This is a genomic window from Morococcus cerebrosus (assembly GCF_022749515.1).
GTDB lineage: Bacteria > Pseudomonadota > Gammaproteobacteria > Burkholderiales > Neisseriaceae > Neisseria > Neisseria cerebrosa.
Map to the genome: position 1 here is coordinate 707,572 of NZ_CP094242.1, position 24,443 is coordinate 732,014.

A 24,443-nucleotide genomic window follows, 5' to 3' on the forward strand; every position below is an offset into this window, starting at 1 on the left:
ATCATGAAAGCAATCATTGAACATATTGTGTTGGTTACCCGTCTCTTAGGGGCGCCTGTGTCAGAAGCCGCGCTGACGGCAGAGGTGGTGCGGGATAAAAAACTCAATGTCAACTATCATTCCCTCGTTGAAGTCTTACGCAGCCACGGCTTCGAAAACACATTGTCCAAGCGCAATCTGGAAGACATTCCATCGCTTGCCGTTCCTGTAATGATCATTCTTCACAACGAAGAAGCAGCCGTCATTACCAATATCGAAGGTTCGGGTCGAAACAGAAAATATCATATCCGTCAGGTAGATGGCTTGGAGCAGCAGCTTGATCATGACCAGCTTTCCGGTCTGTATCTGGGTTACTGCTGGTTTATCAAGCCCAAAATGGCGGCGGACACGCGTTCCGAACTGCCTGAATACCACCTCCCCAAAGCATGGTTTTGGAAAGTCATTTGGCGTTTCCGCAGCTATTACTATCAAGTGATTTTGGCGACCGTCATCATCAACTTCCTCGCCTTGGTCAGCTCGTTGTATGTCATGAACGTTTACGACCGCGTCATTCCCAACCAAGCCTATGAAACCCTGTGGGTTTTGAGTATTGGCGTTGTCCTCGCCATTTTGTTCGAATTTGCCGCCAAGATGATACGCGGCCATTTGACCGACATCGCCGGTAAAAAGGCCGACCTGATTATCAGCTCCGCCTTGTTCCGCCGCGTGATGGCATTGCGTCTCGCCGACCGTCCCGCTTCTTCCGGTTCATACGCCAACAACCTGCGCGAATTTGAATCCGTACGCGAATTCATGACCAGCGCGAGCCTGTTGACTTTGGTGGACTTGCCATTCCTGTTGCTGTTTATCTTTGTTATTTCGATAGTCGGCGGCAAATTGGCTTTGGTTCCTTTGGCGATTATTCCGATTGTCGTCATTGTCGGCTTCATCGTCCAACGCCCCTTGTCGCGCCACATTAACGAATCCATGAAAGAAAGCTCGCAACGTTCAGGCCTTGCCGTAGAAGCCATTGAAGGCATCGAAACCCTGAAAACCAACAATGCGACTTCATGGGCGCAACAACGCTGGGATGAATACACCGCCAAAACCTCCGCTTCATCCATCAAAGTAAAAGATACCAGCAACTTCATGGTCAACTTCGCCGTTGCCATGCAGCAGCTCAATACTGTCTTTTTGGTCGTTGTCGGTACCTATCTGATTCATGCCGACAACCATGCGGAACGGATTACCATGGGTGCGCTGATTGCCTCCGTCATCCTGTCCGGCCGCGCGTTGGCGCCGTTGGCCCAAGTTGCCGGCCTTGCTACCCGCTTCCAACAGGCGAAGCTAGCGTTAAGAGGCGTGAACGACATTGTTTCCCGTCCGATCGAACGCAGCCCCGAACGCAAATACATTACTTTGGACAACGTTCAAGGCAATATCGCCTTTGAAAACGTAACGTTCAAATACAAAAACGAAAGTAACAACGCAGTTGACGAGTTGCGCATCAACATCCGACCCGGTGAAAAAGTCGGTATCCTCGGACGTATCGGCAGCGGTAAAAGTACCATGCTGAAGCTGGCGAGCGGTCTATACGACACCGAAAAAGGCAACGTAACCCTCGACGGCGTCGATATGCGCCAACTTGATCCGAATTTCCTGCGTAACCAAGTCCTCCTGTTCAGCCAATCTCCACGCCTTTTCTTGGGTACATTGCGCGAAAACATGGACTTGGCGCGTACCGACAGCTATTCGACCGACCAAGACCTGCTGACCGCACTCAAACGTTTCGGTTTGGACCAAATCATCCGCAACCACCCGAGAGGCTTGGATATGCCTTTGGGTGAAGACGGCTTGGGTCTGTCCGGCGGTCAAAAACAAATCATCGCCCTCGCACGCATGACGTTGCGCGACCCCAAAGTTGTCCTTTTGGACGAGCCGACAACCAGCCTCGACCAAGGTACAGAACGCATGGCATTGAACGCGATTGCCCACTGGGGACGCAACCGCACCATGCTCTTGGTCACCCACCGTCCGCAAGTGCTGCAAATCGTTAACCGCATCATCGTAATGGAAAACGGCAAAGTCGTTATGGACGGCCCGCGCGATTTAGTGTTGCAAAAACTGATGCAAAACGAGCAAAACAAAGTCAAAGCAGCACAACAAGCGCAGGAAAACCAACGTCCCGGCGAAGCGGCGCAAGCATGACGAAAAGGGAAAAGGTCGTCTGAAAACACAAGCAGAAAGCGTTTCAGACGACCTCTTTGAAAACAACAAACAGATACCGAAGATTCATCATTATGAGCGAAAACAACGTTAAATCCAAAGACCTGCATCTCATTAACGATTTGAATGCAGCCTTACAAAAAGAAAAACATAGCGGCCAATTTTGGGTCATCATCCTGTTTTTCCTGCTGCTCGTCGTCTTTGTCGTATGGGCATACAACAGCACCGTCGAAGAAGTAACCCGCGGCAACGGCAACGTTATCCCCAGCAGCCGCGAACAAGTCATCCAAAGCCTGGACGCCGGTGTCATTACCCAAATGATGGTTAAAGAAGGCGATTTGGTCGAAAAAGACCAAATCCTGCTGAAGCTCGACGATACGCGCAGCCTTGCTGTATTGCGCGAGAGCGAAGCCAAAGTCCAAAACCTCGAGGCCACCATCGCCCGCCTGAAAGCCGAAGCTTACGGCGGCAAACTCACGTTCCCCAACAGCGTCAGCCCCGAACTCCGCCGCCGCGAAACTGCCGCATATAACGCCCGCCGCCAAGCCATGACCGATGCCGTACAAAGCCTGGTACAAAGTAAAGCGGCGCTTGACCGCGAAATTGCCATTACTGCACCTATGGTGGCACAAGGTGTTATGTCCGAAGTCGAACTCCTTAAAATGCGCCGCGAATCCAGCGATCTGACCCTGCAAATTGCTGAACGCCGCAACCGTTACAGAACAGATGCCAACAACGAACTTGTGCAATCCGAGTCCGAGCTGGCGCAATCCAAAGAAAACATGGCAATGCGCGCCGACCCGGTTGACCGCTCCCAAATCCGCTCCCCCATGCGCGGCATCGTCAAAAACATCAAAATCAATACCATTGGCGGCGTAGTCAACCCGGGCGAAGAAATCATGCAAATCGTCCCTGTTGATGACAAACTCCTTGTCGAAGCCTATATCCGTCCGCAAGACATCGCCTTCGTCCGCGCAGGACAGCCTGCACTGGTCAAAGTCAGCGCATATGACTACTCCATCTATGGCGGATTGGAAGGCAAAGTTACCCTTGTCGGCGCAGATACCGTCAGCAACTCCATGCAAAGCCGTGCCAACGATCTGAAGCTCGACCCCAACCAAGTTTACTACCGAGTCATCGTCCAAACTGAGAACAACGCCCTGAAAGACAAAAACGGTAAAGACATGCCGATTATTCCGGGCATGGTTGCCACAGTGGACATTAAAACCGGCGAAAAAACCATCTTCCAATACCTGATCAAACCGATTACCCGTATGAAGCAGGCATTGAGCGAGCGTTAATTTCCCGAGTAAAACTTGCTTAACAGTCAAAAGGTCGTCTGAAAAACCGGTACAGGTTTTCAGACGACCTTTTTGTCAGATAGGGAATATTTTGGCAGCGCTCATGCCTATCTGTACGGAATAGGGGCTTACAGTATTTTCAATCCAATCCGCTTTTTTACGAATATAACGAAATCATCTTTTTTTAAAACCAAGCATTCTTTCCCATTTTCAGACGACCTCATTAAAGTAACGTGCAATCCGAGAATTAAGGAAAGAACCATGACCGCAACCACCGCCCCGCTTTTGCGCTTCATCACCGCCGGCAGCGTCGACGACGGCAAATCCACCCTCATCGGCCGCCTGCTCTACGACAGCAAAACCCTGCTGACCGACCAGCTCGACAAACTCAACCGCGCTGCCGAAAACGGCGAAACGCCCGACTTCGCCAGCCTCACCGACGGCCTTGCCGCCGAGCGCGAACAAGGCATCACCATCGACGTCGCTTACCGCTATTTCGCCACGCCCAAGCGCAAATTCATCATCGCCGACACGCCCGGACACGAACAATACACCCGCAACATGGTAACGGGCGCATCGACCGCCGACGCCGCCATCGTCCTGATAGACGCAACGCGCGTCGATTTTTCCGGCAGCGAACCCGTCCTCCTGCCGCAGACCAAACGCCACAGCGCGATTCTGAAACTCTTGGGCTGTCCCAATATCATCGTCGCCGTCAACAAACTCGACCTGCTCGACTTCGACGAAACCAAATATCAGGCCATTACCGCAGCCTACCGCAAGCTGGCGGAACAAATCGGCCTCCAAGCCCAAATCCACTTCCTGCCCATCAGCGCGTTAAAAGGCGACAACATCGTCAACGCCAGCAGCCAAACCCCGTGGTATCAAGGTTTACCGTTGTTACCCCTGCTCGAAAGCCTGCCCGTCAACCGCCAAAACGCCGCCGACCAAGCCGCCCATTTCCCCGTACAGCGCGTCGCACGGCAAGACGGCAGCAGCAGCGACGACTTCCGCGGCTATCAAGGCAGGCTGGAGGCAGGCCGTCTGAAAACCGGCGACGAAATCAAAATCCTGCCTGGCGGACATACCGCCAAAATCGCCGAAATCTACAATCCAAACGGCAAAACCGAATCCGCCGAAGCAGGCGAAGTACTGACCGTCACGCTCGACACCGACCTCGACATCTCGCGCGGCAACAGCATCGCCGCCGCCGACAGCCCCGTCGCGCCCGAACAGCAGTTCCAAGCCGCGCTGTGCTGGTTCGACGACATCCCGCTCAACCTGCGCCGCAAATACCTGCTGAAACACACCACCCAGACCACCCCCGTCAAAATCAGCGCGATTTCCTACGTTTGGGACGTGAACACCCTCAGCCGCGTCGAATCCGCCGACACGCTCAAACTCAACGACATCGGCAGCGTCAGCCTCAAAACCCAGCAGCCGATTGCCGCTGCGCCCTACGAAGAAAACCATGCCCTCGGCGCGTTCATCCTGATAGACGAAGCCACCAACCACACCGTCGCCGCAGGCATGATACGCAAGGCTGACCAAGCGGACAGTTTTGAAATTTAAAACAAGGCATCTTGAATTGAAGAGGTCGTCTAAAAAACCGAAGCAGAGTTTTTCAGACGACCTCTTCAGTTTGGCAGATTAAGGCAGGGAATATGGCAGGTAGGCTTTAAGCCATACGGCGTTGCCTTATCCTCAGCCAGCGCGGTGGGAAATCACAGTGAATTAAAATAACAAAATCGCGGCATGGCATTTTTCATTTGGATACATGGTAAAAGGTCGTCTGAAATCGGAAAGGAAGGTTTTCAGACGATCTCTCATGACGGCTCGTCTGAATCAAACAGGCTTTTGCATGCATACAGCAGCCCGCCCGCCAATACGGCAAGGCCCACCGCCGCCCAATACGCATCGGCATAGCCGACCACCTTTGCCAGCCGCAGGGCGGCGAAACCGGCCGCGTAACTGCCGAGCAGAACCACGGAAAATTGCAGGCTGCTGTCGAGTGCGGCGGTGGCGCGGTCGGATTTGTCCATCACCAACGCCAGTATCACCGGCAGCAGCAGCGTGTAGCTCAGGCTCAGGGCGATGATTTGCGCGGGAGGCAACCAAGGGTGGACGCGGGCGAGCGCGTCGATGGCGGTCATAGACGCCAAAAGCGGCAGTTGCAGCGCGTAGAGCAGGAACACGAGTTTGCGGCGCGGATAATTGTGCGAAAACCAGCCCGACAGTGGCGTAACAATCAGGCAGGCAACAGGAATACCCACCGCCAGAATCCCGCCCGTCTGCTTCGGGTTGAAGCCCAAATCCGCCAACTTGGGCACAAAAGTCGCCGCCGCAAACGCATACGGCGCGGCGACGGTAAACAGCAAAACCAGCCACCGCCAGCCCGTTTCAGGCTGTCGCCAAAAGGAGACCAGTCGCGCCGCCAACGCCGTCAAACCGCCTTGCGCCGTCAGGCTTTCCGGCTCGCGGTAGCACAAGAGTTGCAGCAGCATCAGCAGGCTGAACGCCAGCATAAAGCCCGCCGCCGCCGTCTGCCCGTATTCCTGATACAGCCACAATACCAGCGCGCCGCCGATCATCTTGCCGCCGCGCGCCGCCATCGTTTGAATCACGCCACCGAAACCGCGTTCGCGATGCGGCAGGACGATGCACGACAAGCCCAGCATCGCACAGCCGTACACCGCCGACATTGCCGAGAGCAAAACGCAGCAGGCCAGAAGCAGCGGGAAGTTCTGCGTGATGTCGGTGCAGGCTATCAGCCCGAACACCGCCGAAAGTCCCAGCGTCGCCGCCAGCAGCCAGCCGCGAAACCGCCCGAACCGCCCCGCTGGCCGCCGCTCCATCAGCGCGGCAAACAACACCTTCGCCGCTTCGATACCGCCGATTAAATGTATCCAGCTCAGTTGGTTCAGGCTGTAACCGTGGTTTTTCAAAATAGCGACCAGCGCGACCAGATAAAAACCGGTCAGCGTGAATTTGTAGGTGCTGCCGCCGATAAGCAGCAGCCAGTCGCGCGGGGCGGGGGATGTCGGGGTTTGTTGGGACATGGATGGCTCCCTATTGCGAGTGTACGAGAATGATGTGGGTGCCGTAGGTCGTCTGAAAAACGTTTCAGACGACCTACGGCTCTTCTGTTTTACATTTTCAAGCAGTTTTTCAGACGACTTTTGGGGACTACTTGAAATGGAAAAAGCAGCCCCTTTTTATCCTTTCATCACCCGAAACGTCAGATTAATCCGCGGCTCTTGGATGCGGGTGCTTTTCAGGATGGTGTGCAGCCAGTGTTTCTGCGTTTCGCCGTGCATCACAATGAGCTGGCCGTGTTCCAGCCACATTTCGCGTTTTTCCTTGCTTTCTTTGTGTTTGAAGGCGAATTTGCGCGCTGCGCCGAGGCTTAAGGAGGCGATGGCGCTGTCTTTGACCAGCCCCTGCCCTTCGTCGCTGTGCCACGCCATGCCTTCGTTGCCGTTGTTGTAGCGGTTGAGCAAGCAGGAGTTGAAGCGGGTGGGGCAGATGTCGGCGATGGCGGCTTCCACGCGGTTTTTGAGCTCGGGCAAGACGCCGCTCCACGGCAGGGCGATGCGGTTTGCGCCGGAATAACCGTAGTTGTAGGACGTGTCGCCGTACCACGCGACTTCGCGGGCGGTGATGATGTGCTTGCCGTATATCACGGCTTCGTCGTGCCGCCAGGGAATATCGCGCTGCAAAATTTCAAAATAACGGTCGGCTTCGGCGGCGGTGAAAATCCGTCCGAAATCGCTGACGATGCCGTCGTAGGGCAGGAGGTTGGCGTGCGGGTTGGCGGTTTCTGGGAAGAGGTCAAGCGTCATCAGTGTCTCCCAATTCGTGCGCCAATATCGCCATTTTGCGCCCGCGTTGCCAGCGGTAGCCGCCAATGATGCCGTTTTCGCGGATGACGCGGTGGCAGGGAATGAGTAATGCAACGGGATTCTGCCCGATGGCCGTCCCTACGGCGCGCGCGGCGTTGGGCGAACCGACGGCCTGCGCCACTGTGCCGTAGCTTTGCAGGCTGCCTGCGGGGATATCGAGCAAGGCCTGCCACACTTTGAGCTGGAAGGGTGTGCCTTTGATGTGCAGGGTAACGCGGCCGCACCGGGTGCGGAAGATGTCGGCGGCTTGGCGGTGGAACGCGGTTTCCTGCCCGATGAGGCGGGCGTTCGGATATTCGGCGCGCAATTCGTTCAGGGCGGCGGAAGGGTCGTCTGAAAAACGCATGAAGCAGATGCCTTTGTCTGTTGCTGCTGCCAACAGGTCGCCGAAGGGGCCGGGAATCAGGCTGTAATGGATTTGCAGGCCTGCTCCGCCGTTTTTGTATTCACCCGGAGTCATTTTTTCGATGCCGACAAATAAGTCGTGCAGCCGCCCCGTGCCGCTCAGTCCGCCGCAATGCGCCGCTTCCGCCACGCTTTCGCTGTTTTTCAGGGCTTCTTTGGCACGGCTGATACTGATGTGTTGCAGCATTTTTTTCGGGCTGATGCCCGCCCATGCGGAAAATTCGCGCTGCAAATGTTCGGGACTGACGTGCACTGCTGCCGCTACCTGCGCCAAATCGGGCTGTTCGGCGGCATGGTCGTAAAGGTATTCGATGGCGCGGGCAATGCGGAGGAATTGGCGGGTTTGATTTAAGTTCATAAATTATCCTGTCGTTGTATGGGATAGGATAGCCTGAAAGCCGACAAGAAACGACCCGATTATTGATGGAAAGATTGTTTGTCTGTTTGAAATTCATCAATAATCGGGTCGTCTTTATATCGCGGCTTCCTTAAACTTGCATCGTCTTTAACCGCATATGTAAGGAACGTTATGTCAAGCTTATTGAATTTGAACAATAAAACCGCCGCCGTTATCGGCGCGTCGTCGGGTATCGGTCGCGCGGTTGCACTGCTGTTGGCGGAGCACGGCGCAAACGTTGTCTTATGTGCCCGCCGTGCCGACAAACTGGAAGAAACCGCCGCACTGATACGCGCACGCGGCGGACGAGCTGTTGCTGTTGCAGGCGACGCGGCGCTGCCTGAAACGCACGAAGCCGTCGTCCGCGCGGCAGAACGAGAGTTCGGTGGCCTAGATATTGCCGTCAACAATGCAGGCATTATCGGTGCATACAAACCTTTGGCCGACATCTCGCCCGACGAATGGCGCGATACGTTGGACGGCAACCTAACTGCAGCCTTTCTGGGCGCGCGCAGCCAAATTCCCCTTATGCTCGCACGCGGTGGTGGCGCGATTGTGTTCACGTCTAGCTTTGTCGGCACCAGTTGTGCCCTGCCGAACAAAACCGCCTACGGCTGCGCCAAAGCCGCACTTGCCGCACTGGCAAAAGGCATCACCGCCGATTATGCCGCCCAAGGTATCCGCGCCAATGCCCTGCTTCCCGGCGGTACGGATACGGAAATGATGACTACCGACCCGCAGCAGCGGGCATGGGCGGAAGGGTTGCATGCGGTCAAACGCATCGCCCGACCCGAAGAAATCGCCGCCGCGATTTTGTTCCTCGTCAGCCCGATGGGCAGTTTTGTAACGGGTACGGCGTTGTTTGCGGACGGCGGAAATTCGGCGGTGAAGTAATAGACCGTCTGAAGATTAAACGCTTCGGCTCAAATCTGCCAAAAACGCCTGACGCTGTTCGTCGGTGGATTTGTCCATATTGCCGAAGTTGAGCCAACGGCGTTTGGCGATACCGATGCCTTTGAGCGTGTGTCCCACCATCGCTTTGCCGATGCCGTTGCCGCCAAACCATTTCAGATACCATGTGGGGGCGGTAGACGTGCTGATGACCAGTGCTTCTTTGATGTGGGATAGGTTGCCTTTCAAGCCTGTGGCAGTGGGGACGTAGGCGAATGTTTTCAGAAAAACTTTGTCTTCAAATCCTTTGACGATGGCGGGCATATCCGCCCACCAGATCGGAAAGATGAAAATCAGTCGGTTGGTGGTTTTCAATAGTTCCTGATAATGCAAAACCAGCGGGTCAAGGGCTTTGCCTTGGTTGAACAGGGCAAGCTCTTCTTTGGTGTAGGCGGGGTTGAAGCCGTCTGCGTATAAGTCGATCAGTCGGTATTTTTCGCCTTTTTCGTCCAATAGTTGCTGCACGCGCCGCAAAATGCCGTGATTGAAGCTTTGATCGTAGGGATGGGCATAAATGATTGTGGTAAATGACATTTTTGTACTCCTGAAAGTCAGTTGCCGAGTGTTCCCATGCTATCAAACGAATGTCGGTTTGCTCAAATCCGTATCGGGCAGGCAAGGCTGAATGATATAGTGGATTAACTTTAAACCAGTACGGCGTTGCCTTGCCTTAGCTCAAAGAGAACGATTCTCTAAGGTGCTGAAGCACCAAGTGAATCGGTTCCGTACTATCTGCACTGTCTGCGGCTTCGTCGCCTTGTCCTGATTTAAAGTTAATCCACTATAAAGCCGCTGTCGGAGCATGGATTCTGTTTTCAGACGACCTTCAACGCTTCTTCCGCCCGCAGCAGGGCGGTTTGCTCGTCGGCTTCGACGATGTAGTTCACGCCCAGCGCGGGGGCGAGTTTGGACGATTGTTCGCGGAAGAATTGCAGTTGCGCCGCGTCGGGTTCGATGAGGAGCATGGCGGCGCAGCGTTCGGCGAGTTGCGGCCGGTGTGCCTTTATCCATTCGATGTAGGTTTTGCGGTCGGCAATGCGCTGTTCGTCGCTCACCTGCCGCCGCATGGGGGTGCAGACGGTGGCGAAGCGGCGGTTTTGATTTAACAGGGTTTCGAATTCGGCCAGCCAGTCGGCGAAGTCGGCGACGTGGGTCAGGTCGGTCAGGTAGATGGTGCCTTCGGGCAGGGTTTTGGCGGGGGTGAAGTAGTGCATGGGGTTCCTTTGGGTGTCGGAGAAATAGGCGCAGGTCGGGCATGAATACCTGACCTGTGCTTTTGCCTAAAACTTCCATTCCGCGCTCACGCCCACGCTTCTGGGGCGTTGGTAGAGTGCGTCTTGGCGGTCGGCGCTGGAAATGAATATGGGGCGGCGGCGGTTGAACACGTTGTCGGCGTAGAGCGAGATGCGGCCTTGTTTGAAGTTGTAGGCGGTGTAGAGGTTGACTTGGTTGTATGCGCCGATTTTGCCCGATTCGGCATTGTCGGCGGCGGAGTAGTAGCCGCCGTAGAAGCGCACGTCGCCGCCGGCTTCCCAGCCTTTGTCGTTCAGGTATTTCACGCCGATGTTGGCGGTGTATTTGGGCGCGCGACCGAGTTTGTTGCCTTCGATGCCGCTGTCGGGATAGCTTTTGATTTTGGTGTTGAGCAGCCCTAGTCCGGTGGTGAGTTTCAGGCTGTCGGTCGCCTGCCAGTCGGCGGCGAGTTCCGCGCCGTAGGTGTGGACTTTTTTGGCGTTGCGGATGACGACGGAGTTGGTGCCGAGATAGAAGGGGAGCTGCATGTCGCGGTAGTGGTTCAGGAACAGGTTGCCGGAGAGTTGCAGGCGGCGGTCTGCGCTGCGCCAGCGGGTGTACCACTCGTAGTTGTTCACATATTCGGGTTCATAAGTGTAGGTTACGACAGGGCGGCCGAAGGTGATGCCCGCGCCGCCGGGGTTGTAGCCGCGCGCGGCTTTGATGCCGCTGACCCATTGGTCGGTGGGTTTGAAGGCGATGTCGATTTTGGGCAGGAACACGGTCTGGCCTTTGTCTAAATCAAGGTGCAGCGCGCCGCTGCCGCCGCTTCGTTTGTGCGTTTCTTTTTCAAGGCGTGCGGCGGCCGTGATGTCCCATTTTTCGCTGGGGCTGTATGTGGTTTCGGCAAACAGGGCGCGCACGCTGTTGCGGTCGTCAAAGGTGTTGCGGCCGCCGACGCTGCGGATATCCACCCATTCGTCTTGTTTACTGCGGAAGTAGTGCAGTCCGGCAAGGCCTTTCAGACGGCCTTTGTTGGAAAAATGCAATACCGGCTCCCATTGCAGTTCGCGGCCTTTGAGTTCGGCGGGCACGCCTTGCGGGCTGACGGTCATCGGCAGGTGCAGCCGCTCGTTGTGGTAGCGGCCGTAAACCAGTTTGTTTTCCAGTTTCAGATAGTCGTTAAGCTGCCACGATACGTCCCAGATGCCCGATGTTGAGCCGGTTACGAACACGGGCTTTTCTTTTAAAAAACGGCGGCTGGCGGTGTTGCCCATGATTTCGTTTTGCGGCGCGCGCGAACGGATGTGGTTCAGCGTCAGGCGGCTGTAAAAATCGGGATGGTTTTCGGGCGTGAGCAGGAGTTTGAAGCGCACGTTGGTGTTTTCCACGCGGCGCGGATTGCCGGTTGGCTCGTAGGACACGAACGGCTCATAGCTTTCGCGCTGCTGCCGCTCCGCGCTCAGGCGGAAGGCAAGGTTGTTTTTCACAATCGGGCCGGACACTACGCCGGCGATGTTGCGCGTTTTCTGGTTGCCCAAACCCAAGCGCAGCGCGCCTTCCCATTCGTCGGTCGGGTCTTTGGAGCGCATCACCACCGCGCCCGCCACCGCGTTCTGCCCGCGCACATGGCTTTGCGGTCCGCGCAAGACTTCCACCTGCTGCATGTCCCACAGCGACTGCGTGCCGAAGGCGTATTCATTGTAAGTGGCGGAGCGGCCGTCTATAGAGAGGTTCAGGCGCGGCCTAGTGCCCGCGAAAAACGCCACCGCGCCGACGGCGGGTCCCGAGCCGTCCACGCCGCGCACGGTCGGCAAATCGTTGCCGCTGCCCAAGTCCACCGTGTTCACAGTCTGTTTGAGCAGGTCGGTCGCAGAAAGGTTGTGGCCGCTGCGGTCGATGTTCGGCGTGGTGAAAACGCGGTTGGATGTGGCGGTTTCAAAGCCGCTGCGGTTGGTGCGTTCGCCGGTGACGACGACTTCTTCCAACTGCACTTGTTCCGCGTCTTGCGCCGCATCGGCGGCATAAATCCATTCGGAGGCAAAGGCGGCGGCAAGCAGCAGCGGCAGGCGGCGGAGGGTAGGTTTCTGCATTTCCTTATCCTTTCAGACGACATACGTCGGAGCGGATTGAACATCAGGCAATCCAACCGATCCGGCAGTATGCAAATATTTGTTGTTTACACATTTACATAAAACAAACTATTAATGTAAAGTATAAGAAACAAAAAACAGGAATGCAAGTGTTTATCATTCACTTTACTTCCCCCTTTTTATAGCCAACCATCTTAAAAAATAATTCCCTCTTCCGTTCGGCGGGAGAAGGTTGGGGGAGGGCGATTCTGTAACCTTTATGAATTTGGCCTGCTAAGCATTCGACAGCCCCCTGTCCGCAGGGCTGAGCGGAGGGATAAGGAAAGAGGTCGTCTGAAACGCCGCCATATTGCTATTGCCGCCGTGGGGAAATATGATGAGTATCCGACTTGCGGATAACTTTAATGAAAACCCTTTATGAACAAAATCAAAACCTTCCTACCGTTATGACTGCCAGCAAACAACAAACCATCACCGACACCGCCCGCCGCCTGTTCCGCGAACACGGCTTTTCCGCCGTATCCGTGGGCGGCATCTGCACCGAGGCCGCCGTCAGCCGCGTTACCTTTTACAAATATTACAGCGGTAAAAACGCGCTCTTACAGGAAATCGTTACCGAACAGAAAAACCGCGTCCGTGCCGAATTTGAAAATCTGCTTGCACGGCAATGCAGCCTGCGCGAAGCCGCCGAAGCCGTGTTCGCCCTGCAAAAACAATCGTTTGAAGAACTTTATTCCGCCGCCTTCCTGCGCGACATTGAAGAAAACACCGATTTGGAGTTGGAACGGTTTTTCCACGAATTGAACGAAGAAAAATACGCCTTTATGCGCGGCTTCTTCCACACCCTGCAACAACGCCGCCTGATTCAGCCCGATTTGCCGGTGGAACTCATCGATCTGTTCATCCGTCAGGCGGATATATTGATGCGCCATCTGCAACTGGCCGCGCTTTATGCCGTTGCGCCGCAAAAGCTGCCGCAGGACGTATTGGGATTGCTGTTGCACGGTTTGGCGGGAGAGGGCAATGAACGTCTGGGATGATTGATCCGTGGATAGCCAAAAGAGGTTTATCATGTTTGACAAAACGTCGTCTGAAAATGGATTGCCCGTTTTCAGACGACGTTTCGGATGTTTGTCATATCAAAATACAGTAAATCGGGGTTGGGATAAGCAGCCGGCTAATTATCAGCCGATAAAGAGTTTTCTCAAATATCTACGGTTTGAGGGGAAAAGGCAATATACCGTCAAACCTGTGATGAAAGGATGGCTGAAATATAGTGGATTAAATTTAAATCAGGACAAGGTAACGAAGCCGCAGACAGTACAGATAGTACGGCAAGGCAACTTAACGCCGTACTGGTTTAAAGTTAATCTACTATAACTTATGTTAGTGCAAAGGCCTCATCCTGTTTTTATTTTTCCCGTTAAACAGAAACGTCGTCTGAAACCGAAAATTAGGTTTCAGACGACGTTTGCGCTCAGGCTTCCTCTAAAAATCCGGTTTGCCTCAGCTTAGCCGATGATATTGGAAGCGCTCAACCAAGCTGCCTGACTGTCGTCAAATTTGGCGAACACGGTATTGCTGCTTGCACCTGCCGCTCGGTAGGCGAGGGTTTGAGATACAGAGTCGAAGACGAGGTAAGAACGTCCGGTGTCGTAATAATAAGGATTTTTGACGAACAGTTCCGACCAGCTCACATTTGCCTCGCTGCCGCTTAGCAGGGAACGCATACCGGACAGATCAAGCTTGTCCATATAAGGGTTGAAGTCGGTAATACGATCTATGCTGCCGTCGCGGATGTCTGAGGCGGAGAAAGCGACGGTATCTTTACCTGCACCTGTAACGATGGTATCGCTGCCCGAACCGCCTGTGAGGTAGTCGTTGCCGTCGCCGCCGTGGAGGTAATCGATCCCGTCTCCTCCATTCAGCCTGTCATCTCCGTCGCCGCCGTAGAGATAGTCGTTCCCGCTGCCGCCCGACAACAGGTCGTCTCCACTCATGCCGTAAAGGGTATCATTGCCACCATCCCCGTTTAATTGGTTGTGGCCGCTGTTGCCGGTAATGGTATTGTCGCCGTAATTGCCGATGCCGAAAGTGTTGTTGCTGCCGGTCAGGGTCAGGTGTTCGACGTAGGTTGGGATTGTGTAGGAAACACTACTATATATCGTATCGACACCTTCTCCCCACCACTCAGTAACTGTATCTTTGACATTATCTACATGGTAGATATCATTCCCGTACCCACCAGACATGGTATCTGCACCGCTGCCTCCGTCCAAAGTATCATTGCCACTGCCACCATCAAGCAGGTCGTTACCTTCGTCGCCGCGAAGAATGTCGTCTCCGTTACCGCCGTATAGGAAATCTCTATCATCCCCTCCCATCAGCAGGTCGTTGCCTTCGTTGCCGTATAGCGTATCGCTGCCGCGTCCTCCGCTTAATCGGTTATTGCCGCTGTTTCCCGTCAGAATATTATCGGCGTTGTTGCCGAATGCGAAGGTATTGTCGTTGCCTGTTAGCGTTAGGTTTTCAACGTGGGTTGGCGCGGTATAGGTAACACTGCTGTAAATCGTGTCGATACCGCCGTTCATTTCCTCAATAACCGTATCGTTCACATTATCAACATGATAGACATCATTTCCCAAGCCGCCGGCCATAGTGTCTGCACCGCTGCCGCCGTCTAAAGTATCGTTGCCATAGCCTCCGTCGAGCAGGTCGTTGCCTGCATCGCCGCGCAGGATGTCATCACCTTGTCCGCCGTAAAGTTCGTCGCGATCATCACCACCCATTAATAGGTCGTTACCTTCCATGCCATAGAGCGTGTCGCTACCTCGCCCGCCACTCAAGCGATTGTTGCCGCTGTTGCCGATAAGGCTGTTATCGGCATTGTTGCCAAAGCCGAAGATATTGTCTTTACCTTCTAAAATCAGTTTTTCAACGTGGGTTGGCGCGGTATAGGTAACACTGCTGTATATCGTATCGTAGCCTGCATCTGCGTCTTCGACGACTGTATCTTTTATATTATCTACATAGAAAGTATCGTTTCCCTTTCCTCCGAGCATGGTGTCCATACCCGTACCGCCATATAAGATATCTTCCCCGTCATGCCCAGATAGAAAATCGTTTCCGCTTCCACCATTCAGAACGTCGTTGCCGCCTAGTCCGCCAAGTCGGTCATCACCATCGTCGCCCCATAGATAATCGTTGCCATTTCCGCCAAGCATCAGATCATTGCCGCCTTTGCCATATAGACGGTTGCCGTTGGAATTGCCCGATATAACATTGTCTGCATCATTGCCGATACCTAACATACTGTTGCCCTGCAACTTCAGATCTTCGACATGTTCCGGTAAGGTAAAGTCGGTGCTGCTATAGATTAGATCGCGGCCTTCGTTTTCACGCTCGATGATGGTATCGCCCGCATTTTTACTGTAGTAAGTATCGTTCCCTAAACCACCGTAGAATATGGTATGTCCCGTACTACCATATAAAGTATCATTACGGTCCGTACCGGTAATAACGACGGATTGGTTGTTTTTTAAAGAAAGCAATGTATCAGCCATAATAGTTCTCCTGTGGAAAAATGGATGGAAAGAGTGAATAATAAAAATTTATATCTATTTGACATTAAATAGATTTTTCTTATATGGCATGATGTCGATTGTATCGGGGAAAACAATAATGTAGAAGATATAGTAATTTAAGATATTGTTTAATATGTTAATTTAAAATTAGAAATAATTAGGTGTATGGATAATAGGGAAAGTAAAACAGAAAAGGTCGTCTGAAAACTGTTTTTCAGACGACCTTTTGCCGTTTTATCACTCAAGGAAGCGAAGGAGTTACGACCGTACCTGTCCGTCGCCCAACACAATCCATTTCTGCGAAGTCAGCCCGTGTAGGCCGACGGGGCCGCGGACGTGGATTTTGTCGGTGGAAATGCCGATTTCCGCACCGAGGCCGTATTCGAAGCCGTCGGCGAAGCGGGTGGAGGCATTGACCATAACGCTGGCGCTGTCGATCGTGCGCAGGAAGGTGCGGGCGTCGGTGTAGGATTCGGTTACGATGCTGTCGGTGTGGTGGCTGCCGTGGGTGTTGATGTGGGCGACGGCTTCTTCGAGGCTGTCGACGATTTTGACGGAGAGGATGGGGGCGAGGTATTCGGTGTCCCAGTCTTCTTCGGAGGCCGTCTGAATGTGGGGCAGGATGGACAGGGTACGCGGGCAGCCGCGCAGCTCGACGTCGCGGGCGGCATATTTTTCCGCCAATACGGGTAGGATTTCGGCGGCTCGGCTTTGGTGGACGAGCAGGGTTTCCATGGTGTTGCAGGTGCCGTAGCGCGAGGTTTTGGCGTTGAAGGCGATGTTGACGGCTTTTTCGGCGTCGGCGGCGCGGTCGATATAGACGTGGCAGATGCCGTCGAGGTGTTTGATGACGGGCACGCGGGCTTCGGCGGCGATGCGGGAAACCAGCGACTTGCCGCCGCGCGGGATGACGACGTCGATAAACTCGGGACTTTGCAGCATGGCGCCGACGCTTTCGCGGTCGGTGTTTTCAATCAGGCTGACGGCTGCTGCGGGCAGGCCGTTTTCAACTAACGCCTGCGTAATCAGTTTGGAAAGCGCCATATTGCTGTTGAAGGCTTCGCTGCCGCCGCGCAGGACGCAGACGTTGCCGGATTTGAGGCAGAGGGCGGCGGCATCGACGGTTACGTTGGGGCGGGATTCGTAAATGATGCCGACAACGCCCAAAGGTACGCGCATTTTGCCAATTTGCAGGCCGTTTTCGCGGGTGCGGAATTCGTCCATTTCGCCGACGGGGTCGGGCAGGGCGGCAATCTGGCGCAAACCTTCGCACATGGCATCTATGGTTTTTTCGGTCAGCCGCAGGCGGTCGAGCAGGGCGTCGTTTAAACCTTTCTGCGCGGCTTGTTCCATATCTTGAGCGTTGGCGGCAAGGATGGCGGTTTGATGGTGTTTGATCAGTTCGGCGGCGCGCAGGAGCGCGGCGTTTTTTTGCGCGGTTTCGGCGGCGGCAACAATATAGGAAGCCTGCTTGGCGGCGGACGCGGTGCGGCGGACGTAGTCTTGGATGTTTTGCATGGTGTTTTTGCGGAGGAAGGTGGGAATGGGTTGATGATAAGGTCGTCTGAACGGGAATTCAATACAAAACAGGGTGAAGGCAGCTAACTTTCGGTTTGTTTCGCGGCAGTATGGAGTTTCGAGGTCAATGGTGGAAAGGTCGTCTGAAAATTTGAAAGTGGGTTTCAGGCGGCAGTAAATCGGGCAGTTATTCCCACTTCTGCATAGGCAGGGGCGGGAATAACGATGGTGGATAAACACCGTATCGGGAATGGGTGGATTTCGTGGGCAAAGCCCACGCTACTTCTGTCTGAAAAGATAGGGTGAATGAAAATAAGAAATCTCTATACCGTCATTCCCGCGCAGGCGGGAATCCAGACTTTGATTTTAATGTTTAAAGATTGGTACGGCTTCAAGACTCTGGATTCCCGCCTGCGCGGGAATGACGGCGTGGGTATTGCCATTTTAATCTGTTTTGGAAGGCAGGTTTCAGACGACCTTTTGTCGTATGGTCTTACTGCTGATTACAGGATTGTCGGTTGATGTTTATTAGGATTCCGTTTCCGCCAATTCCTCTGCTGCTTTTTGAACCATGTCCGGCGTGAGTTTGTTCAGACAGTCGGTGTGTCCCAGCGGGCATTCGCGTTTGAAGCAGGGCGAGCATTCGAGGTGCAGGCTGACGATTTTGGCTTTTTGGCTCAAGGGCGGGGTGTGGTCGGGGCTGGACGAGCCGTAGGCGGCGACGAGTTTGCGGTCTAGGGCGGCGGCGAGGTGCATCAGGCCGCTGTCGTTGCAGACGACGGTGTCGGCGCAGGAGAGCAGGTCAATCGCTTCGGAAAGGTTGGTTTTGCCGCAGAGGTTGGTGCAGTGGTCGTCTGAAAGGCGGTTGATTTTTTCGGCGATGTCGAAATCTTTTTGCGAGCCGAACAGCCAAACCTGCCAACCTTCCGCCAGATAGCGGCGGCCGAGTTCGGCGAAATGGCGCGCGGGCCAGCGTTTGGCGGGGCCGTATTCCGCGCCCGGACAGAAGGCGAGAACGGGTTTGTTCGTGTTTAAGCCGTATTTGGCAAGGGCGGCGGCGCGGCTTTCGGGGGAAATGGTGAAACGCGGGTTATCGGAATGTCCGTTGAAGTCCGCCTGCGTCGGATGGGCGAGGGCGGTGTAGCGGTCGACCATCAGGGGCAGGGCGGCTTTGTCGAGTTTGCGGATGTCGTTCAATAAAAAATAACGCGATTCGCCGACGTAGCCGGTGCGCTGTTTGATGCCGGTGGCGAAGGCGATGAGGGCGGATTTGAGCGAACCGGGCAGGACGATAACTTGGTCGTAACCTTGTTTACCCAGTTCGCGCCCGATGCGCCAGCGTTTTTTCAGTTCCAACGCGCCGTGTCCGAACGGGTTTTCGATGACGCGGCTGATTTCGGGCATACGCTCGAACACCGCCATCGACCATTTGGGTGCGAATGCGTCTATGGTGCAGCCGGGATGGAGTTCGTGCAGGCGGCGGTAAAGCGGCTGGGTCATGACGCAGTCGCCGATCCAGCTCGGGGTGATGATGAGGATTTTTTTGGACATGGTGGTAGGGTAGGTTTGTATTGCGCGATATTGTAGCCGATTTAAAAAGGTCGTCTGAAAAACATTTTCAGACGACCTTTTTGCATTGTGGCGATTAATGCCAACGGCTGTCGTTTTCGCACGGAATACCGTCATGATCACCGTCCATTTTGGTGTTTGGGCAGTTTTTGATAAAAAATTCCGCCTCTTCCAAAGAGTTCATTTGGGAACAGTGCTGACGACCGTCGCATTTGAATGCAGTGGTAGTGTCGGTGGTGGCAGCGGAGCCGGTTGAAGCAGTTGAACCGTGTTTGAAAGCAGTACGCCCGCTTGCCGCGTCTTTCCATGCCTTGCGTTCGGCTTTCATCTTTTCGGCAACTTCGGACACCATCGTAACCGGTGCAGCCGCCGTTGTTTCCTGTACCTGACGGCGGTATTCCTGCCAATAGTTCCAGCCGAACCATCCGCCTGCGGCCAAGAGGGCAATGACGGGGATGATCCACAGGAGTTTGGAAAAGGCTGCTTTAAAAGGCTCGGGCTCGGGGGCGAAAAAGTCGGCTTCGCCGATGCAGTCGGAAGCGAAGCAGATGTTTTCCGCTTCGTCACGTCCGCGTCTGCCTTTGATGATTTCAAACGATACGCGCTGGCCTTCGGCGGGCGGGTGCGGCAGTGTGGTGAAGGCGGAGAGCGGGGCGAATATTTCCTTACCCATGTTTTCTTCCCGGATGGCTCCGAACTTCCGGTTGTCGTTCCAGCGGATGATGGTTCCGTAATGACGCATTTTATCTATATAGAATAGTTGTTGTTTAGGTCGGTATTTTAAACGAAATATATAAATGAACAAGGGGAGGGGTTGATATTTATATGTAAATTTCGGGTTTTAAAGTTAAGAAAGATATTTTTGAAAACAGGTTGTTAATATTTTTATGATTTTATGGGTGCTTTGTTGTTGTCGTGCCGGGGTCGTCTGAAAACTTGTTTTCATGTTTGGGGTAAACCCGTTTCGCTCGCTTTCAGACGACCTGTGCGATGCATCAAAGCAAAGGCTGCTGCCGCACGATGGCGCGGATGACGGCGCGGTTGGGGTGCAGGGCGGTGCGCAGGCGTTGGGACAGGGGCTGGGGCAGGCTGAGGATGTCGGCGGCAATGGCGGCGGCGCAGACGGGGGCGGTGGCGAGGCCGCGCGTGCCGTGGGCGGTATTGATGTAGGCGTTCGGCAGGTAGGGGCAGGGGACGTTGTCGAGGCGGTAGTTTTTGTCCAACGCGAGTTTGGCGTAGGCGGTCTGCATGGCGGCGATGTCGCCGAGCGCGCCGACGACGGGCAGGTGGTCGGGGCTGTCGCAGCGCAGGGCGGCGTGTCCTTGCGGCGGGTCAGAGAGGTCGTCTGAAACCGAACGAAGCGGGTTTTGCTCAAACAATGATTGCGCCAATGGCGGGTTGAGTTGTTGCAGGGCGGCGCGGTTGGCGGTTTCTTCGTGCAGATGCCAAGCGTCGTCGTTGCTGTTGAGGACGAAGGTTGCGCCGTAGCAGTGTTGCCCTTGCCAGCTCGGGCTGATGTAGCTTTCGCCGGATAGGGCGCAGCGCAGGCGTTTGGAAAAACCGCTTGCCGCCGCTACGCTGGTTTGTCCGCGGATTTGGCGGAAAGGCAGAGTGGAGACGTTGGCATCGGCGGCGTTCGGGCTGTGCGCGCCCATGCAGTAAATGATGTGGCTTGCGCTGAAGCTGCCGCGCGGTGTGTGTGCCATCCAGTTTACGCCGTCGTATTCGGTAGCGGATAAGGGCGTGTCTTCGTGCAACGCAATCAGCGGATGATTCAGCAAGGCGCGGACGACGGCGGGCGGGTTCAGCCATACGCCCTGAGGCCAGTAGAGGCCGTCTGAAAAGACGTCTATACCTGCGATTTGCGCGGCTTCGTCGGCGGACACGCTACGGTAAAGGTGGGCGTGATGCTGCTGCAAACCCAATGCCTGATTGCGTTTGCGTTCGGCTTCGTCGAAATTGAGGTGCAACACGCCGTCGCCGCCCCATGCGTCGGAATCGGGCAACAGGTCTTGCAGCAGGCGGCGGGTGTAGCCGTAGCCTGCCAGCAGCAGTTCGGTCTGCTCGGTGTCGTGCGGCGAGATTTTGGCGTAGAGCAGCCCTTGGCGGTTGCCGCTGCCGCCTTGCGCCGCTTTGCCCGCTTCCAAAACGGTAACGCGCACGCCGTGTTCCGCCAGTTTACGCGCGGTCGCTGCTCCGGCAATGCCCGCGCCGATAACCAGCGCGCTTTCGGGCGGGGTGATGGCTTGAGGTCGTCTGAACCAAGGTTTGACGGGCTTGGGCGCGGCTTGCGGTACGGCTTCGGTCTGCCATTCGATAGGGGCGAAATGTTCGTACAGGCTGTCGGCGCGGTGCGGCGGGACAAGCCAGATATGCACGTCGGGCAACAGGTTTTCCAGAAAGTTGACGCTGTTGAACTGAAGGCATTTCACGGCTTGGTCGAGGCGGGTTTTCAGACGACCTTCCAACTCGGTCGGGGCATCGGACAAAGGAAAATTGGGCATGCGGTTTTCGCTCAGACAGGCAACCAGATGCAGCGGCGCGGGATGAGTTTCGATCACGCGGGCAAGTTCGGCGGGGGCGGGCGGGGTGTTCCAAGCGAGGATGGGCATGGCGGGGTCGTCTGAAAAAGTGGGGAAACGGATAAAAGTATCTCAGTAATTTTTATCGTCTTTTATCATCAATTTTTAGTGTAAATGATTGATGAATTTTGTTATTCCAGCCTGCGCGGGAATGACGGGATATGCGTATTTGGGATTTGAACGGATGGTTATTAAAGGTCGTCTGAAAACTTGGCAATCGGGTTTCAGACGACCTTTGGTGTTTATACGAGCTGTTCGCCCCAATGCAGTTTTTGGCGCAGGGTTCGGAAGTATTGGTAGTCGGTGGGGTGGAGGATGCGCAGGGGGTTGTGGTAGCGGCGGATGATGATGCGGTCGAGGTTTTGTACGTCGATGAAGGATTGTCCGTCGAAATGGACGCGGGCGTCGCCGCTTTGGGTAACGAGGATTTCGATTTCAGAGGTGTCGGGAATGGCGATGGGGCGGTTGGTCATGGATTGGGGGCAGATGGGCACGAGGGTGAAGGCGTGCAAGCCTGCCTGCATGATGGGGCCGCCGGCGGCAAGGGAGTAGGCGGTGGAGCCGGTGGGGGTGGAGACGATGAGGCCGTCGGAACGCTGGGTATAGACGAATTCTTGGTTGATGAAGACTTCGAACTCTATCATTTGTCCGGCACCGCCGCGCGAGAGAACGGCGTCGTTGAGGGCGAGGGCGCGGTGGAAGGTTTGTCCGTCGCGGACGAGGGCGGCTTCGATGAGGATGCGCTCTTCGGGCAGGTATTTGCCTTCGAGGACGGGCAGCAGCTCTTCGGTCATGTTTTCGCGGGGGATTTGGGTGAGGAAGCCTAAATGCCCTTGGTTGATGCCGATAACGGGTACGGCGCGGGGGGCGATTTCGCGGGCGACGGAGAGGAAGGTGCCGTCGCCGCCGAGGACGATGACGAGGTCGCAGTGTTTGCCCAAGTCGGATTTGCTGACGATGTGGCAGCCGACGGTATCTTGAACATAGATGCAGCGTTCTTCTATGCCGATTTCGTCCAGATAGACGGTGAGGCCGTGTCCCTGCAGGAAGTGGATGAGGGTGTGGGCGGTGTTTTGGATTTCGGGGGTATTGGGGCGGGTTACGATACCGATGTTGTGAAACGGGCTGTTCATAGGCATGGGGTCGTCTGAAAATTAGTCTATCCAGATGTCGCGTTCGAGCCGGTCGAGGCGTTCGTTGAGGCGGGCGACGTCGTCGCGCAGTTTGTCCACTTCTTCCATCCAGACGGACAGGGTGGCGGCGTCGATAACGGGGGATTCGGGTTCGCGGGAAAAGTCGCTGATTTGCTCGGCTATGCTTTGTCCGATTTTTTTGACGGTTTGCCCGATGTTGGCGGCGCGTTCGCTGATGCTGCCTGCGAGTGAGTCGCCGAAGATGCGGGCAAGGTCGTCTGAAGCGTAGTAGCGCAGGCTGCCGAGTATGGGCAGGACGGTCATGCCGAGCATGAGGTCGCCTTCGAGGCTGATGTCGCCGACGCCGGGTTCTTGTCCGGTCAGGATTTTGCGGATGGCGCTTTGGTGGAAGGTGATGAGGGTGTCGGCGGGTTGGTCGGCGGTTTCGAGGAAGCCGTCGTGATTGATGCGTCCGGTCAGTCCGAATCCGGCGAGGTTGAGGCTCAGGGTTTTGCCTGACAGGCGGGACAGGTCTTGTTGATGTTCCGGATTTTGCTGTATCAGGTGGTTGATAACGGGAAATAGGGCGGACATAGGGTGTTCTCGATACTTTCGGGCTTGGGGTTGTATAGTGGGTGAACTTGATTTGTGCGGCGATGTTTCGCCTTATCCTGATTTTGTCGACTCACTACGTTAAGTAAGACTGTGTTTTTTGGTTTTGGTTTTGCCGCTGCCGAAAGGTCGTCTGAAACGGTTGCGGAGCGCCAATTTTACAGGCTTAATCCGTCGGCGGAAACGGTATTTACAATTTTGCCGCCGCCGGTGCCGTCGGGCGCGAAATCGGGCGGTGGGAGACCGAGTTTGGCGGCTTCGGCAGTGTAGAAATCGCGGCGGGTCGGGTGGCGCGGTTCGACGATGTTGCGGATGCGTTTGCCGTTTGGATGGAGGGTCGTCTGAAACAGGGTTTCGACGGCGATGTCGCGGTGGACGATATTGACGGGCTGGTTGCCGCCCCGAATGTTTTGCTTTTGAACGAGGCGGCTGACGGGATGGCGTTCGGTGCAATAAAGCCCGCCCAGCCGCAGGATGTCGATATTCGGCACGCCGCTGTCGAGCAGGTATTGCTCGGCGGCGACGATTTGGCGGGCGGACTCGGTTTGCGGATCGGGTGCGGAAGTTTCGTCACATTCCCGCGCTTTATCGCCGTAAACGCTGGTGCTGCTGGTGAAAATCAGATGCTGCACATTGCACGCTCGGGCAAGTTCTGCCCATTGTTTGACGGTATCGGCGTAATGCGTCAGCGAGGATGGAGGCAAAAGGCAGAACCAAACGGGTTTGTCGGCGTGGTGCTGCCAAAAGCTTGTATCGCGGGCAAGGTTCGTGCTTTGAAACACGCTGTCTTGATTGAGGTCGAGGGTGTCGAGGTGTATGGGCAGATTAATATCGTCCGAAGTCAGGCTGCGCTTGACGGCGGCGACGCGGCTGCCGTTTTCGTAAAGTTTCTGCGCCAAAGGACGGCCGAGGTAGCCTAGGCCTAAGATAGATGCGTCGGGGGAAGTATTCATGCTGT

General features: G+C 55.1%; 20 protein-coding genes and 1 pseudogene. 7 read left to right on the top strand and 14 right to left on the bottom strand.

The window, feature by feature from the left end; genetic code table 11:
* Positions 1–3: 3 nt before the first annotated feature.
* The 3 genes from MON37_RS03260 (at position 4) to MON37_RS03270 (ending at position 5,078) form a co-directional block, all read left to right on the top strand.
* Positions 4–2,187, top strand: coding sequence for a type I secretion system permease/ATPase (locus tag MON37_RS03260; RefSeq protein WP_003767962.1), 2,184 nt, complete (start codon positions 4–6; stop codon positions 2,185–2,187).
* A gap of 92 nt (positions 2,188–2,279) precedes the next feature.
* Positions 2,280–3,506 carry an HlyD family type I secretion periplasmic adaptor subunit gene (locus MON37_RS03265; RefSeq protein ID WP_003756845.1) on the top strand — a complete coding sequence of 409 codons (1,227 nt, stop codon included), beginning with the start codon at positions 2,280–2,282 and terminating at the stop codon, positions 3,504–3,506.
* A 261-nt stretch (positions 3,507–3,767) separates the two neighbouring features.
* Positions 3,768–5,078 (top strand): sulfate adenylyltransferase subunit 1, encoded by a 1,311-nt coding sequence (locus MON37_RS03270; protein ID WP_039408373.1) that lies wholly within the window; start codon positions 3,768–3,770, stop codon positions 5,076–5,078.
* Between the two features lie 254 nt (positions 5,079–5,332).
* Here the strand turns inward: MON37_RS03270 and MON37_RS03275 are convergent, their stop codons facing one another.
* From MON37_RS03275 to MON37_RS03285, 3 genes are all read right to left on the bottom strand, one after another.
* Positions 5,333–6,565 carry an MFS transporter gene (locus MON37_RS03275; RefSeq protein WP_039408376.1) on the bottom strand — a complete coding sequence of 411 codons (1,233 nt, stop codon included), beginning with the start codon at positions 6,563–6,565 and terminating at the stop codon, positions 5,333–5,335.
* Positions 6,566–6,721: 156 nt separating this feature from the next.
* Complete coding sequence (locus MON37_RS03280; RefSeq protein WP_039408378.1) at positions 6,722–7,348, bottom strand: alpha-ketoglutarate-dependent dioxygenase AlkB family protein; 627 nt, start codon at positions 7,346–7,348, stop codon at positions 6,722–6,724.
* Positions 7,338–8,171 carry a bifunctional transcriptional activator/DNA repair enzyme AdaA gene (locus MON37_RS03285; protein ID WP_039408380.1) on the bottom strand — a complete coding sequence of 278 codons (834 nt, stop codon included), beginning with the start codon at positions 8,169–8,171 and terminating at the stop codon, positions 7,338–7,340. The genes MON37_RS03280 and MON37_RS03285 overlap by 11 nt, the downstream gene beginning before the upstream one ends.
* A 171-nt stretch (positions 8,172–8,342) precedes the next feature.
* Between MON37_RS03285 and MON37_RS03290 the strand changes: the two genes are divergently transcribed.
* Positions 8,343–9,104 carry an SDR family oxidoreductase gene (locus tag MON37_RS03290; RefSeq protein WP_039408383.1) on the top strand — a complete coding sequence of 254 codons (762 nt, stop codon included), beginning with the start codon at positions 8,343–8,345 and terminating at the stop codon, positions 9,102–9,104.
* Positions 9,105–9,119: 15 nt separating this feature from the next.
* On the opposite strand, the gene MON37_RS03295 is transcribed toward MON37_RS03290, so the two are convergent.
* From MON37_RS03295 to MON37_RS03305, 3 genes are all read right to left on the bottom strand, one after another.
* Positions 9,120–9,695: an NAD(P)H-dependent oxidoreductase gene (locus MON37_RS03295; protein ID WP_003776716.1), complete on the bottom strand. Its 576-nt coding sequence runs from the start codon at positions 9,693–9,695 to the stop codon at positions 9,120–9,122.
* 281 nt (positions 9,696–9,976) lie between these two features.
* The gene (locus MON37_RS03300) at positions 9,977–10,375 is read right to left on the bottom strand and encodes a hypothetical protein (RefSeq protein WP_009311147.1); all 399 of its coding nucleotides are present in this window, start codon (positions 10,373–10,375) and stop codon (positions 9,977–9,979) included.
* Positions 10,376–10,441: 66 nt separating this feature from the next.
* Positions 10,442–12,487: a TonB-dependent receptor gene (locus MON37_RS03305; protein WP_039407606.1), complete on the bottom strand. Its 2,046-nt coding sequence runs from the start codon at positions 12,485–12,487 to the stop codon at positions 10,442–10,444.
* Positions 12,488–12,891: 404 nt separating this feature from the next.
* Between MON37_RS03305 and MON37_RS03310 the strand changes: the two genes are divergently transcribed.
* Together MON37_RS03310 and MON37_RS12415 are read left to right on the top strand one after the other, a co-directional pair.
* Positions 12,892–13,527: a TetR/AcrR family transcriptional regulator gene (locus MON37_RS03310; RefSeq protein ID WP_039407604.1), complete on the top strand. Its 636-nt coding sequence runs from the start codon at positions 12,892–12,894 to the stop codon at positions 13,525–13,527.
* Positions 13,528–13,756: 229 nt separating this feature from the next.
* Positions 13,757–13,864, top strand: a pseudogene (locus MON37_RS12415) (IS5/IS1182 family transposase); the annotation flags it as partial.
* Positions 13,865–13,998: 134 nt separating this feature from the next.
* Here the strand turns inward: MON37_RS12415 and MON37_RS03315 are convergent.
* A complete protein-coding gene (locus MON37_RS03315) occupies positions 13,999–16,050 on the bottom strand; it encodes a calcium-binding protein (RefSeq protein ID WP_039407601.1) in 2,052 nt (683 codons plus the stop codon).
* 279 nt (positions 16,051–16,329) lie between these two features.
* Positions 16,330–17,589: a glutamate-5-semialdehyde dehydrogenase gene (locus tag MON37_RS03320; protein ID WP_039407598.1), complete on the bottom strand. Its 1,260-nt coding sequence runs from the start codon at positions 17,587–17,589 to the stop codon at positions 16,330–16,332.
* A 306-nt stretch (positions 17,590–17,895) separates the two neighbouring features.
* Here MON37_RS03320 and MON37_RS03325 point away from each other — a divergent pair, with 306 nt between their 5' ends.
* Positions 17,896–18,111, top strand: coding sequence for a hypothetical protein (locus tag MON37_RS03325; protein ID WP_039407594.1), 216 nt, complete (start codon positions 17,896–17,898; stop codon positions 18,109–18,111).
* Positions 18,112–18,117: 6 nt separating this feature from the next.
* Here the strand turns inward: MON37_RS03325 and waaF are convergent, their stop codons facing one another.
* The 6 genes from waaF to MON37_RS03355 all read right to left on the bottom strand — a co-directional run bounded on the left by waaF (position 18,118) and on the right by MON37_RS03355 (position 24,438).
* On the bottom strand, positions 18,118–19,140 hold the full coding sequence (waaF, locus tag MON37_RS03330) for a lipopolysaccharide heptosyltransferase II (RefSeq protein ID WP_039407590.1): 1,023 nt from the start codon (positions 19,138–19,140) through the stop codon (positions 18,118–18,120).
* Positions 19,141–19,234: 94 nt separating this feature from the next.
* Positions 19,235–19,831: an excalibur calcium-binding domain-containing protein gene (locus tag MON37_RS03335; protein ID WP_242883761.1), complete on the bottom strand. Its 597-nt coding sequence runs from the start codon at positions 19,829–19,831 to the stop codon at positions 19,235–19,237.
* A gap of 322 nt (positions 19,832–20,153) precedes the next feature.
* Positions 20,154–21,770: an FAD-dependent 5-carboxymethylaminomethyl-2-thiouridine(34) oxidoreductase MnmC1 gene (gene mnmC1, locus MON37_RS03340; protein WP_039407584.1), complete on the bottom strand. Its 1,617-nt coding sequence runs from the start codon at positions 21,768–21,770 to the stop codon at positions 20,154–20,156.
* Positions 21,771–21,982: 212 nt separating this feature from the next.
* Positions 21,983–22,873 carry an NAD(+) kinase gene (locus MON37_RS03345; protein ID WP_039407581.1) on the bottom strand — a complete coding sequence of 297 codons (891 nt, stop codon included), beginning with the start codon at positions 22,871–22,873 and terminating at the stop codon, positions 21,983–21,985.
* A 21-nt stretch (positions 22,874–22,894) separates the two neighbouring features.
* Entirely contained in the window at positions 22,895–23,467 is a 573-nt protein-coding gene (locus MON37_RS03350) for a ubiquinone biosynthesis accessory factor UbiJ (protein ID WP_039407578.1), read from the bottom strand.
* 176 nt (positions 23,468–23,643) lie between these two features.
* Positions 23,644–24,438 carry an SDR family oxidoreductase gene (locus tag MON37_RS03355; RefSeq protein WP_039407577.1) on the bottom strand — a complete coding sequence of 265 codons (795 nt, stop codon included), beginning with the start codon at positions 24,436–24,438 and terminating at the stop codon, positions 23,644–23,646.
* Positions 24,439–24,443 lie beyond the last annotated feature (5 nt).